The organism is Haloarcula sp. S1AR25-4 (assembly GCF_031624555.1).
Taxonomy (GTDB): Archaea; Halobacteriota; Halobacteria; order Halobacteriales; family Haloarculaceae; genus Haloarcula; species Haloarcula pellucida.
The window spans coordinates 459450-472860 of the sequence record NZ_JAMQOR010000001.1 but is presented as its reverse complement, the minus strand read 5'-3'; the positions used below and the strand labels follow the sequence as shown (position 1 = coordinate 472860).

The 13411-nt window shown below is 64.1% G+C and carries 10 protein-coding genes; 8 read left to right on the top strand and 2 right to left on the bottom strand.

All coding sequences use genetic code 11. The features are described from left to right. Positions 1-73: 73 nt before the first annotated feature. The 5 genes from NDI85_RS02540 to NDI85_RS02520 all read left to right on the top strand — a co-directional run bounded on the left by NDI85_RS02540 (position 74) and on the right by NDI85_RS02520 (position 7657). Entirely contained in the window at positions 74-1183 is a 1110-nt protein-coding gene (locus tag NDI85_RS02540) for a Gfo/Idh/MocA family oxidoreductase (RefSeq protein WP_310914809.1), read from the top strand. A gap of 94 nt (positions 1184-1277) precedes the next feature. Continuing rightward, positions 1278-2357, top strand: a complete 1080-nt coding sequence (locus NDI85_RS02535; protein ID WP_188994931.1) for a Xaa-Pro peptidase family protein — start codon at positions 1278-1280, stop codon at positions 2355-2357. A 133-nt stretch (positions 2358-2490) separates the two neighbouring features. Next, positions 2491-4146: an alpha-glucosidase gene (locus NDI85_RS02530; protein ID WP_188994933.1), complete on the top strand. Its 1656-nt coding sequence runs from the start codon at positions 2491-2493 to the stop codon at positions 4144-4146. A gap of 3 nt (positions 4147-4149) precedes the next feature. Beyond that, entirely contained in the window at positions 4150-5865 is a 1716-nt protein-coding gene (locus NDI85_RS02525) for an alpha-glucosidase (RefSeq protein WP_310914808.1), read from the top strand. A 76-nt stretch (positions 5866-5941) separates the two neighbouring features. Beyond that, positions 5942-7657 (top strand): alpha-glucosidase, encoded by a 1716-nt coding sequence (locus NDI85_RS02520; protein WP_310914807.1) that lies wholly within the window; start codon positions 5942-5944, stop codon positions 7655-7657. 4 nt (positions 7658-7661) lie between these two features. Here the strand turns inward: NDI85_RS02520 and gfcR are convergent, their stop codons facing one another. Both gfcR and NDI85_RS02510 read right to left on the bottom strand, forming a co-directional pair. Next, the gene (gene gfcR, locus NDI85_RS02515; protein ID WP_188994939.1) at positions 7662-8309 is read right to left on the bottom strand and encodes a transcriptional regulator GfcR; all 648 of its coding nucleotides are present in this window, start codon (positions 8307-8309) and stop codon (positions 7662-7664) included. A 302-nt stretch (positions 8310-8611) separates the two neighbouring features. Continuing rightward, entirely contained in the window at positions 8612-9412 is an 801-nt protein-coding gene (locus tag NDI85_RS02510; RefSeq protein WP_310914806.1) for a hypothetical protein, read from the bottom strand. A gap of 103 nt (positions 9413-9515) precedes the next feature. Here NDI85_RS02510 and NDI85_RS02505 point away from each other — a divergent pair, with 103 nt between their 5' ends. The 3 genes from NDI85_RS02505 to NDI85_RS02495 all read left to right on the top strand — a co-directional run bounded on the left by NDI85_RS02505 (position 9516) and on the right by NDI85_RS02495 (position 13391). Continuing rightward, a complete protein-coding gene (locus tag NDI85_RS02505; protein WP_310914805.1) occupies positions 9516-10505 on the top strand; it encodes an aldo/keto reductase in 990 nt (329 codons plus the stop codon). 48 nt (positions 10506-10553) lie between these two features. Continuing rightward, positions 10554-11630, top strand: coding sequence for a TrmB family transcriptional regulator (locus NDI85_RS02500; RefSeq protein WP_188994945.1), 1077 nt, complete (start codon positions 10554-10556; stop codon positions 11628-11630). A 237-nt stretch (positions 11631-11867) separates the two neighbouring features. Further along, positions 11868-13391 carry an extracellular solute-binding protein gene (locus NDI85_RS02495; RefSeq protein ID WP_310914804.1) on the top strand — a complete coding sequence of 508 codons (1524 nt, stop codon included), beginning with the start codon at positions 11868-11870 and terminating at the stop codon, positions 13389-13391. Positions 13392-13411 lie beyond the last annotated feature (20 nt).

The following is a 13411-nucleotide window of genomic DNA, read 5'->3' as shown; positions in this document are numbered from 1 at the left end:
CTCAGCGCAAAAACGTGGGCGAAAAAGGCCGCTCGCTCACGACGTTCGCTCGCGGTACAGATGAGGTGTGCGCATGAGCACAGAACCACTCGACATCGGCGTACTGGGGTATCGCTTCATGGGCAAGGCGCACGCGAACGCGTTCGCGCGCCTCCCCATGTTCTTCGAGGACGCGCCGGAACTCAACCGTGACGTGTTGGTCGGGCGCGACCAAGAAGCGCTCGAAGACGCCGCAGATAGCCTCGGGTTCGCGCGGACGGCGACCGACTGGCGCGAGGTGATAGACGACGTGGACGTGTTCTACAATCTGGGGCCGAATCACGTCCACGCCGAACCGTCCATCGCGGCGCTGGAGGCCGGCACGCCGGTCTTCTGCGAGAAGCCGCTCGCGCCGACGTTAGACGGTGCGGAGTCGATGGCAGCGGCCGCCGCGGGCGCGGACGTACCGGCGGGTGTCGCGTTCAACTACCGGTTCATCCCGGCCATCCAGTACGCGAAGAACCTCATCGACGCAGGGGAGTTAGGCGAGATTCGGCACTTCCGCGGGCGGTACCTACAGGACTGGCTGACCGACCCGGAAGCGCCGTGGTCGTGGCGCAACGACGAAGAGTTGGCCGGCAGCGGTGCGCTCGGTGATTTGGGCGCGCACACTATCGATTTGGCACGGTTCCTCGTCGGCGACGTAGAGCGCGTCAGCGGGCACCTGCGGACGTTCGTAGAGGAGCGTCCCGTCGGAGACGGGAGCGAGACGCGCCCGGTCACGGTCGACGACGCGTACTCGGCACAGGTCGCCTTCGAGGACGGCGTGATGGGGACGCTGGAAGCCTCGCGATTTGCCAACGGCCACAAGAACGACCACACGATAGAGATAGAGGGGACGAAGGGGAGCCTGCGGTTCTCGCTCGAACGGCTGAACGAACTGGAACTGTTGCGCGAGGACGGGCGCGGCTTCGAGACCATCCTGATGACCGAGGCCGAGGACCCATACGTCGAACACTGGTGGCCGCCGGGCCACGTCATCGGGTGGGAACACACGTTCGTCCACGAGAACTACGAGTTCCTCTCGGCGGTCGCCGAGGACGTCGCCTACGAGCCCAGTTTCGCCGACGGACTGGCGGTCCAGCGAGTACTGGACGCCGTCGAACGGAGCGACGCCAGCGGCGAGTGGGTCGACGTGGCCTGACCCGGCCACGACGAGGCACGGACGGCGGTCGGCCTGACGCTTCGCTCGCAGGTGGCCCCATCCATTTTTACTCTCCGCCTTCGGTTGGAGCGGTATGTCCGAGCACTCACGTCTCGACGCGTACCTGGCCGACGAAGGACTCGAAGCCGTGTGGTTCGCACGACCGAACAGTTTCGCCTGGCTCACCGGCGGCGACAACGTCGTCGATAGAGCGGGCGACGTCGGCGTCGCGGCCGCAGGGTACGACGGCGACGGCGTGACCGTGGTGACAGACAACATCGAAGCGCCGCGGCTTAGCGACGAGGAACTCGACGACGACGTCGACGTGGAGACGTTCCAGTGGTACGACGGTGGCCTCGCCGACACAGTCGCGTCCGTGAGTCCGACGCCGGCAGCCGCCGACTTCGACGTTCCGGGGTTCGAACGCGTGGCCGCGACAGCGCTGCGGCAACCGCTGACCGACGCACAGACCGACCTGTACCGGGACCTGAGCGAAGAGACCGCCGAAGCGGTCGAATCTGTCGCGCGCGAGATTACCGCGACGGACACGGAACAAGCGGTCGCCGCAGAGTTGCGCGGCGAACTCGCTGCTCGAAACATCGACTCGCCGGTCGCCCTCGTCGGCGGTGGGGAGCGCGCCCAGCGGTACCGACACTACACGCCGAAAGACGAGGAACTGGGGTCCTACGCCCTGCTCTCGGTGACGGCAGAACGCGACGGCCTGTACACGAGTTGTACCCGGACAGTCGCGTTCGACCCGCCGGAGTGGCTCGAAGACCGGACGCGAGCGGCGATGCGCGTCGAGGCGACGGCACTGGCCGCGACACGGGCCGTCGGGTCCGCCGGCGGCACGGCGGGTGACGTCTTCGCGGCGCTCCAGACGGCGTACGACGCCGTCGGGTGGGACGGCGAGTGGCGGAACCACCATCAGGGCGGTGCCGCGGGGTTCGCCGGACGGGAGTGGATAGCGACGCCGGAAAGCGAAGCGCCCGTCGTCCTGCCGCAGGCCTACGCGTGGAACCCGACGGTACAGGGGGCAAAGAGCGAAGATACCCACCTCGTCACCGGTGCCGGCGTGGAGACGCTCTCGACGACCGGCGACTGGCCGTCGGTCACGGTCGAGGCGGTCGACGACGACCTCGAACTGGAGCGACACGGCGTCCTCGAACGGTAACCGTACGAGCGGCCCTCTGTCCGCTGTAGCGGGGCTATTCGGGCCAGAAGCCACGGACGGAGAAACTGTTTACAACACCCGTTGTTGTACAAAGCATAGATTTAAGTGTCGGATTAGACTAGCCTGTGGTACTATGGACGAGCGGCGCACGTGGTGGAAAGAGGCGGTCGTCTACCAGATCTATCCGCGGAGTTTCAACGATAGCGACGGCGACGGCGTCGGTGACCTGCAAGGGATCATCGATAAGTTAGACCACGTCGCATCGCTCGGCGTCGACGTCATCTGGCTCAACCCCGTCTACGAATCCCCACAGGCAGACAACGGCTACGACATCAGTGACTACCGGGCCATCCACGAAGAGTACGGCACCATGGCCGACTGGGAGACGTTGCTGGAGGAGGTCCACGACCGGGACATGAAGCTCATCATGGACCTCGTGGTCAACCACACCTCGACGGAGCACGAGTGGTTCGAGCAGTCCCGGCGAGACGAGGACGGGTACCGCGAGTACTACTTCTGGCGCGAGGGCGAGACGCCGCCGAACAACTGGAAGAGCGGGTTCGGCGGGTCAGCCTGGGAGTTCGACGAGGAGGTCGGGATGCAGTACCTCCACCTGTTCGACGAGACGCAGGCCGACCTCGACTGGGACGTCGAGGCCGTCCGGGCGGACGTCTACGAGATGATGAACTGGTGGCTGGAGAAGGGAATCGACGGCTTCCGGATGGACGTCATCAACCTCATCTCGAAGCCGGAGGGGCTACCGGACGGCGACCCCTCGCAGGACTGGGTCGGCATCGAACACTTCGCCGACGGGCCGAACGCCCAGGAGTACCTCGAAGAGATGGCCGAAGCGACCTACGACGACTACGACACGATGACCGTCGGCGAGTGCGTCGACATCGACGTCGAGACGGCCAGCGACTACGTCTCCGAGGAGGGGCCGATGGACATGGTGTTTCACTTCGAACACATGCACGTCGACATGGGCGAGAAGTGGCTCTCGCCGGCGGAGTGGGACCTCACCGACCTGAAAGCCGTCATGTCCCACTGGCAGACCGAACTGGACGGCTGGAACTCGCTGTACCTCACCAACCACGACCAACCGCGCATCGTCTCGCGGTTCGCCGACGACGGCGAGTACCGCCGCGAGTCCGGCAAACTCCTCGGGACGTTGCTGTTTACCCTCTCCGGGACGCCCTACGTCTATCAGGGCCAGGAGATAGGGATGACCAACTACCCGTGGCGCAGTCTCGACGAACTCGACGACCTCCAGTCCATCGGCAAGGTCGAGGAGGCCATCGAGGCCGGCGAGATAGACGAGTTCGAGGAGGTCGCAGACATCGTCCGGGACCGTTCGCGTGACAACGCCCGCACCCCGATGCAGTGGGACGACTCCGAGAACGCCGGGTTCACCGACGGCGACCCGTGGCTCTCGGTCAACCCCAACTACGAGGCCATCAACGTCGCCGCCGCCGAGGCCGACGACGACTCTATCCTCAACTACTACCGCGACCTCGTCGACCTTCGCGAGGACAACGAGGTGTTCGTCTACGGTGAGTACACCCTCCACCTCCCCGATCACGAGTCCGTCTGGGCCTACCGGATGGAACTCGACGGCGAGGCCGTCCTCGTCACGCTGAACTTCTCTGCCACCGAGACGAGCGTAACAATAGACGATGCGGCCCGGACCAGCGACCTCCTCGTCGCGAACTACGACGACGCCCCGACCGTGACCGACGCAAACCTGACGTTGCGGCCCTACGAGGCACGCGTTCACTCCCTTACCTGAATCATGGCTATCCAACGGACACAACCCGACGACACCGTATCGGACGACGAACGAGCCTGGTGGAAAGAAGCGGTCGTCTACCAGGTGTACCCGCGAAGCTTCAACGACAGCGACGGCGACGGCGTCGGCGACCTGCAGGGCTTGGTCGACCGACTCGACTACGTCGCGTCGCTCGGCGTCGACGTCATCTGGCTCAACCCCGTCTACGACTCTCCGCAGGAGGACAACGGCTACGACATCAGCGACTATCAGGCCATCTACGAGGAGTTCGGGACGATGGAGGACTGGGAGACGTTGCTGGAGGAGGTCCACGACCGGGACATGAAGCTCATCATGGACCTCGTCGTCAACCACACTTCCAGAGACCACGAGTGGTTCGTCGAGTCCCGGCAGGGCAACCCGGAGTACGAGGAGTACTACATCTGGCGCGAGGGTGACGGAGACGACCTGCCGAACAACTGGGAGTCCTTTTTCGGCGGGTCTGCGTGGGAGTACGACGAGGAACGCGAGGCGTACTACCTCCACCTCTACGACACCTCCCAGCCAGACCTCGACTGGTCGAACGAGGACGTCCGACAGGACGTCTTCGACACCATCGAGTGGTGGCTGGAGAAGGGCATCGACGGCTTCCGGATGGACGTCATCAACCTCCTCTCGAAGGTCGACGGACTACCGGACGGCGACCCCGACAGCGAGTGGGTCGGCTCCGAGCACTTCATCGACGGCCCGGAGATGACCGAGTATCTGGCGGCGATGGACGAGCAAGTCCTCTCGAACTACGACATCATGACCGTCGGCGAGATGCCCCAGTTGACCGTCGAGGAGGCCAGAGAGTACGCCGACGCCGACGGGCCACTCGACATGGCATTTCACTTCCAGCACACGAAACTCGACTACGACGGCGACGAGCGCTGGGCCGTCGGCGAGTGGGACCTGACCGAACTCAAGGAGATAATCGGCCGCTGGCAGAACGGCCTGCAAGACGAGGGGTGGAACGCCCTGTACTGGGAGAACCACGACCAGCCACGCGTCGTCTCCCGCTACGGCGACCCGGTCAACTACCGCCGTGAATCCGCGAAACTGCTCGGTACCTTCATGCTCACGCTCTGTGGAACGCCCTACATCTATCAGGGGCAGGAACTCGGCATGACCAACGCCCCGTGGGAGTCGATGGACGAGATGCGCGACGTCGATGCGATCAACCACGCACGGGAACTCATCGAATCAGCGGGCCACGAGAGCTACGAGGACGTACAAGACGTCGTCGCCTACCGCTCGCGTGACAACGCCCGCACCCCGATGCAGTGGGACGACGCCGAGAACGCCGGGTTCACCGACGGCGACCCGTGGATTCAGGTCAACCCGAACCACGACGAGGTGAACGTCGAAGCGGCAGAGGCCGACGACGACTCCGTGTTGAACTACTACCGTGACCTCGTCGACCTGCGCGAGCGCAAGGACGTCCTCGTCTACGGGGCGTACGACGACCTGCTGCCCGATCACGAGTCCGTTTACGCGTACACGCGCACGATGACCGAGAACGGCGACACCGAGCAGGTCCTCGTCGTGCTCAACTTCTTCGACGAGCGACCGACCGTCGAACTGCCCGTCGAGTACGACGAGGCGACGCTCCTCCTGTCGAACTACGACCGCGCGGACGACGCCCCAGACACCGTCTCGCTCGCGCCGTACGAGGCGCGGATCTATCGACTCGACTGAGCGCAGTTTTTTCGGGGCGCCACTCCACTATCAGTACGGACACGGCACATGATACACAATCACACCCTCTCCGGCGATGAGTACTGACGTCGACCGCGCGTGGTGGAAAGAGGCGTCCGTCTATCAGGTTTACCCCCGTAGCTTCAACGACAGCGACGGCGACGGTCTCGGTGACATACCGGGGATTCGAGAGCGCGCCGACTACTTCGACGAACTGGGCGTCGACGTGGTGTGGCTCTGTCCGGTCTATGACTCTCCGAACGCCGACATGGGCTACGACATCCGTGACTATCGCTCGATCATGGACGAGATGGGGACGATGGCCGACTGGGAAGGCCTCCTCGACGACGTCCACGACCGGGACATGAAACTCGTGATGGACCTCGTCGTCAACCACACCTCCGACGAGCACGCGTGGTTCGTCGAGTCCCGTGACCCCGATGGCGGGAAGGACGACTGGTACATCTGGCGCGACGGCGGCCCGGACGAACCGCCGAACAACTGGATTTCGCTGTTCGGCGGCCCGGCGTGGACGTACGACGAGCGACGCGAGGCGTGGTATCTCCACCTCTTCGACGAGAAGCAACCGGACCTCAACTGGGAGAACCCCGACGTCCGCGAGGCTATCTACGACATGATGACCTTCTGGTTGGAGAAGGGCATCGACGGCTTCCGGATGGACGCCATCTCCTGCATCTCGAAACCGCACGGCCTGCCGGACGCCGACACCGGCGCGGACTGGTTCGACATGGACCTGTACTTCAACGGGCCGCGAATCCACGAGTTCATGCGGGAGATGGCCGCCGAGACGTACGGGAACTACGACGTCATGCTCATCGGCGAGACGCCCGGTGCCGACCCAGAGGAGGCAAAGCAGTACTACGAGGACGGCGTCGACGTGGTGGTCTACTTCGACCACATGGACGTCACCTACGGCCCGGGCGGGAAGTGGAGCCCCGACTACGTGGGTGTGGAGGCGCTCGCGAGCGCCAGCGACGAGGAACTCGACGAGATGCTGAACACGATGGCCCTCGCGGACCTACAGGAGGCCATCCGCCACTGGGACGAGGGCGTCGGCGACGAGTGGAACTGCCTCTACATGGGTAGTCACGACCAGACCCGGGCCGTCTCTCGGTTCGGCGACGACCACGAGTACCACCGCGAGTCGGCGACGCTCGTCGCCACCTTCCTGCTGACCCAGCGAGCGACCCCGTTTCTCTATCAGGGTGACGAGATCGGGATGACCAACACCGACTGGGACAGAGACGACATCCGGGACGTCGAGGCCCGCGGGCAGGTCGACATCCTGACCGACGAATACGACGTGCCCTACGAGACGATCGCACCGTTCGTCCGGAACCGCTCGCGTGACAACGCCCGCACCCCGATGCAGTGGGACGACGCCGAGAACGCCGGGTTCACCGACGGCGACCCGTGGATTCAGGTCAACGGCGACTACGACCGCGTCAACGTCGAGCGAGCGATGGCCGACCCGGACTCGATCTTTCACTACTACCGGCGACTCCTCGACCACAGATCCGAGTCGGACGTCCTCGTCTACGGCGACACGGCGTACGTCCTGCCCGACGACGAGTACCCGAACGTCTGGGCCCACCGGCGGACGCTGGGCGAAGACTCGGTACTGGTGGTACTGAACTGGCAGGCCGAAAAGCGGGACGTCGCGGGTATCGACGGCGTCGACAGCCCGGTACTGTTTGGCAACTACGACGGACAGACGGCAGACGAGACGACGCTCCGGCCCTACGAGGCGCGAATCTACGACCTCGGCTGACCGGCTACTCTTCTGCTGCCTCGTCGTCGCTGCCTACGCGGATGACCTGCAGGAGCGAGTAGACCGGAACGCCGCGGATGTCTTCGATACCGCGCTTATCCGCGAGGACGACGCAGGCGACGGGGTTGCCGCCCTGTTCGCGAATCGCGTCGACCGTCTCGGTCATCGTGTTGCCGCTCGTTATCGTGTCGTCGACGACGTAGCAGTCTCGACCGCGAATCTGCGCGAAGTTCCGGGAGAACGTCCCGTCGCTGGTGCCGCTGTCGTCGTCGTCCCACTGGTGTTTGGTCGGGGCGTACGTGCCGAGGTCGGTGTCGAGTTCTCGGGCCACCGTCGTCGCCAGCGGCGCGCCCGCCTTCTCGATGCCGATGGTCAGATCCACGTCGTCGCCCTGCTTCGAGAGCAGGTCGGCCATCGCACACCCGACGTGGTGGAGTCGGTTGCTGTCGCGGCCGACGGCCGACCAGTCGACGTGGATGTCGTGGGGACCGCTCGCCGTCGTGCTCGTTGGCGTCGTCCCGGTCCCGCTACGCTCGACCAACCAACTGGCGGTCTCCCGGGAGACGTTCAGTTCGTCGGCGATTTCGCCTTTCGACAGGCCGCGCTCGGCAAGGTCGGCGGCGCTGTCGACGAGGTCGTCGATGTTCTTCATACAGGACACTCCGAGTGGCACGACTTAATAGGCAATGCTCTCGGCCGATTTGCCCGCCGAAATGTTTTTACAACAGTCGTTGTTAGAGTGTAGTGGCTGGGTCGTACCCGTCGTTCGTGGCCGAACGGCGCAGACGGCACCACAGAGGGCGACCGTGGTCGCCATCGCACCACGACGCGCTCACTTCCCACCACCGTCGCACGCCCGGCCGACCACCACCCACCAACCCGGTTGTCAGACCGGCGAGCATGGTTGTCACCAGTCGACGCGCAGGCGGGACGCTCCCGCCGATTTTCGACCGCTCACTCACTCGGGAACGTAAAGAGCCGTTGCTCGCACTCCGGACAGACGAGCGTCTCGTCGGGCGATTGGTTCGGTTTCGTGTAGCCGCCACAGCAGGAGACTTCCGAGGACTCTACCAGCGCGGTCTCACACATCGGACACTCGTCGAGGAACATCCGGAACGACTGTGCCCCGGCCAGTCGAACGGACTCGTCGTCGACGTACTCGTCGAGGACGCGGTACGCGGCCAGTTCGGCGACGACGACGGGCCGACCGACCAGTTCGCCGCCGAGGACGACCCACTCGGCCCCGTCGGTGAAGGTGTCCGCCTCGGAGACGGTAGCAAGGGTCCGGCGCGTCTCCGCCGCGAGGGCCGACAGCGACAGGGCCGACAGGCGATCCATCTCCTCGTGCCACGCCGCGTCGGCGGCGTCGGTCAACAGCAGTATCTCGCCGTCGGACTCGACGACGCCGGCCGTCGCGAGTTCCGACAGCACCGTCTCCCCGTCGAGGTCAGTCTCGGTCAGCGACGGTCGCTCCGCCTCGGGTGTGTCGACGCCGGCGTCGTAGAACAGGTCGTTCGGGAGGGGCGAGGCGGCGACGAGTCGGGGGGCGAACTGCGGCGTGTACGGGACGACGTACCCGCGGAGGTATATCCCCGCGACACCCAGCGTCGCGACGGTGAGACCCATCAGCCGCCGGTTCCGGACGCGCAACCAGAGGACGAAGAGCGCGAGGAGGAGCACGTTTACGAGCGTACACGGCCAGCATCTGTTCGACCCGGTGTAGTCAGGTTCGCGGAGCGAGTCCAGTTCGGCCATCACCAGAACCCTATCGGCCCCACTGTATTAGCCTTCTCTTCAGGCGGATAGGCTTGGTACTACCCACTAAACTTTTTAACAACAGGTGTTGTTAGATGATCACATGAGCGACGCGGAGATGTCGTACACGACGCTGGGTTCGACGGGACTGGAGGTCTCCGAACTCTGTCTCGGGACGATGAACTTCGGCAGCAGTGAACCGTGGATGCTCGACGACGTCGACCGGAGTCGAGCGATACTCGAACGGGCACTCGACCTCGGTATCAACTTCGTCGACACGGCCAACGCTTACTCCGCGGGCGAGAGCGAGGAGATCGTCGGGAGCGTCGTCGACTCCCGCCGACGGTCGGAACTCGTTCTGGCGACGAAGGTGTACTTCGATATGTTCGACGGCCCGAACGGCGGCGGCCTCTCGAAGAAGCACGTCATCGACCAGTGTCACGAGAGCATGGACCGACTGGGCGTCGACTACATCGACCTCTATCAGATACACCGTTGGGACGACGACACCCCGATAGAAGAGACACTCGACGCACTCAGTTATCTCGTCGACGAGGGGTACGTCCGGTACATCGGCGCGAGCACGATGGCCAACTGGCAGTTCCAGAAAGCGCTGTACACGGCAGACATCGAGGACTACGAGCGGTTCGTCTGTATGCAACCGGAGTACAACGCCGTCGACAGACACGAGGAGGCGAATCTCCTGCCGGTGTGTGCCGAGGAAGGCGTCGGCGTCGTCCCGTGGTCGCCGCTTGCCGGTGGGTTCCTCGCGGACAAGTACGACCGCGACAGCGCGCCGACGTCCGGGCGCGCGAGCGAGGACGAGTACACCGCCAACCGGTTCACCGAGGAGAACTGGGCGGTGTTAGACGAGATACGGGCTATCGCCGACGAGAAGGACGCGACGCCCGCACAGGTCAGTCTGGCTTGGCTTCTGCACAAGGACGTCGTCGACGCCCCGATAATCGGTCCTCGGAAAATGGACCACCTCGAGGAGAACGTCTCCGCGGTCGATATCGACCTCGCTGCGGACGAACTCGCTCGTATCGAAGGGCCGAAGTACCCTCAATGGCCTGTGGAAGGCAAGGACTGAGAGCATTCCGATGGACACCCTACCCGAACACAGACGCGCTATACACCCATGGACGACGAAGAACTGACATCGATACTGGAGGACGCCGGGCTCTCCCCCTATCAGGCCGAGGCGTACGTGACCTTACTCGAACTCGGGACGGCCTCGGCGACGGACGTCGCGGAGTCGTGTGACGTGCCGGACCCCCGAATCTACGACGTCCTCCGTGACCTCGAGTCGAAAGACTACATCGAGACGTTCCAGCAGGACAGCCTCTCCGCTCGTGCCCGCAACCCCGACGGCGTACTCGAAGACCTCCGCTCTCGGTCGAACAAGTACCTCGACGCCGCGGAGACCATAGAGGACCGCTGGAACCAACCCGAAATATCCGACCACGAGGTCAGTATCGTCAAGCGGTTCGATACGGTCCTCAACCGCGCCCGCGAACTCATCGGGGCGGCGGAGAACCAGATACAACTGGGCGTGGCTCCGGCGCAGTTCTACGAACTCCGACCCGAACTGCGAGACGCCTACGAGCGCGGCGTCAACATCAAACTGAGTATCTGTACCGAACCCGACGACGAGATCCCAGACGTGGCCGACATAGCGGGTGCGTGTACGGAGGCGCGACACCGTGACATCCCGTCACCATTCCTCGTTCTCGTCGACCGCACGTGGACCTGTTTCGCACCCCACAGACACTCGGTCAACGAGTACGGCGTCCTCGTGAACGACCGGTCCCACACCTACCTCTTCCACTGGTTTTTCCTCACCTGCCTCTGGGAGATCTGGGACACCCTCCACACCGAGCGGACTCCCGAGACGCCGACGACCTACGTCGACCTCCGGCACGCCGTCCGAGACATCGACCCACTCTTACAGGAAGGGGCGTCTATCAAAGCGACAGTACGCGGACACGAAACGGACACGAAAGCCGAGGTGGAGTTGACCGGCTATATCACCGACGTCGACTACACCGGGAGTTCCCTCGGACAGACGGAGCCAGTCCCGTTGGCCCAACTCGCTGGACGAATCAGCGCCACGCTGGACGTCGACGGCGAGACGTACGATATCGGGGGGTGGGGTGCCGTCCTCGAGCAAATCGAGATCGACGAGATTACCGTCGAGAGCGTCGAGTTCGAGTAGTGGCTCCCTATCGGTCGAACCGGCGCCGAATAAATAGTACCTCAGTTTACGCGTTTGATCTCGCTAGAATCACAAATCATTGTTTGGCATTACCGAACGTTTACATTGGTGGCGTTCACTACGCATCAAAACTGTCAGGAACGTTTGTGTTTGACGGCCATCTCACAGGCGATTAACTACACCTGTGGTTAATTATGGATAACCTTTAAGTGGTGCGCCGGCAACCACAGAATAGACATGTCGGACAATGGCACGAGAGACGGCGACAGCTCATCAAGCGTTTCCCGGCGACGGTTCGTTCGGGCAGCAGGTGCGACGGGTGTCGCAGCAGGTATCGCGGGGTGTGCAGACTTCGTCGGTGGCGATGGTGGCGACGGTGGCTCGACCGGCGACGGGAGCGACGGCGGTGGCGGCGGCGATACCACCACGGTCAAGTGGGGCTTCGATCCGGTCGCAGTCCAGAACAACGGCCCGGCTATCAAGGACGCCCTCCACGAGAACGGGCTCCCCGAGAACATCGAGATCGAGTTCGTCCCGCGCAACCAGGACACTGGACAGGCCCGGGCGAACTACAACCGGCTCCTGAGCGCCGGCGAGACGGAACCGGACATGTTCCTGATGGACAACGGGTGGACGAACATCTTCATCCAGCGCGGTCAGCTCCAGAGCCTCTCGGAGTCGCTCCCGGAGGACCTCCTCTCGGACGTCTCCGAGAACTACTTCACCGCGTTCACCGACACCGCACGTGACCCCAGCAGCGGGGACCTCTACGGGGTCCCGGTGTTCCCGGACTTCCCGACGATGCAGTACCGCAAGGACCTCGTCGAGGAAGCCGGCTACAACCCCGAGTCCGATAACTGGGCCACCGAACCGATGACGTGGGAGAAGTGGTCGAACATCGCCGCCGACGTCTACGACAACTCCGATACGGACTTTGGCTTTACGACCCAGTGGGACATCTACGAGGGGACCTCCTGCTGTACGTTCAACGAGGTCATGTCCTCGTGGGGCGGCGCCTACTTCGGCGGCCGCGACAACCTCTTCGGACCAGTCGGCGATCGACCGGTCACGGTCAACCGCCCCGAAGTCGTCGACGCGCTGAACATGATGCGGAAGTTCGTCCACGACGAGGACTTCGGCGGGCAGTTCAGCAGCTACGGCGGCGGCTTCACGCCGACCAACATCCTCGGCTGGAACGAGGAACCCTCCCGGGCGCCGTTCGCCGAAGGCAACGCGGTCTTCCACCGCAACTGGCCCTACTCGCTCGCGCTCACCGGCCGGAACCCGGAGGAGACCGACGACCCCGCGCTCGGCGAGAACCTCGGCGCGATGCCCATCCCGTACGCCGTGTCCGAGAGCGATGCCGCACAGCCCGGCACCGGCGGCACGACGGCCGCACTCGGTGGCTGGCACATGACGGTCAACCCGAACAGCGGCAAGGATGACGCCGTGACCGAGGTCATCCGCGCCGCGATGCAGCCGGACTTCCAGCTCAAGCTGCTGTCCATCCAGGGCTGGCTGCCGCCGCGCCCCGAACTGTTCAACTCCGACGAGGCCCAGAACGTGCCCGTCGTCGGCCGCTACATGGACACCCTGCAGGTCGCAGGGAACAACACGATGCCGCGCCCGGTGACCGCCGTCTGGAGCGACCAGTCGAGTAAGATCGCACAACAGGCGAACCGTGCCGTCGGACAGGAGGCGTCCTCGAAGAGCGCGATGCAGACTCTCGAGAAGGACCTGCAGGCCACCGAATCCTCGTAACGTCTGCGGCCTAGTTTTAC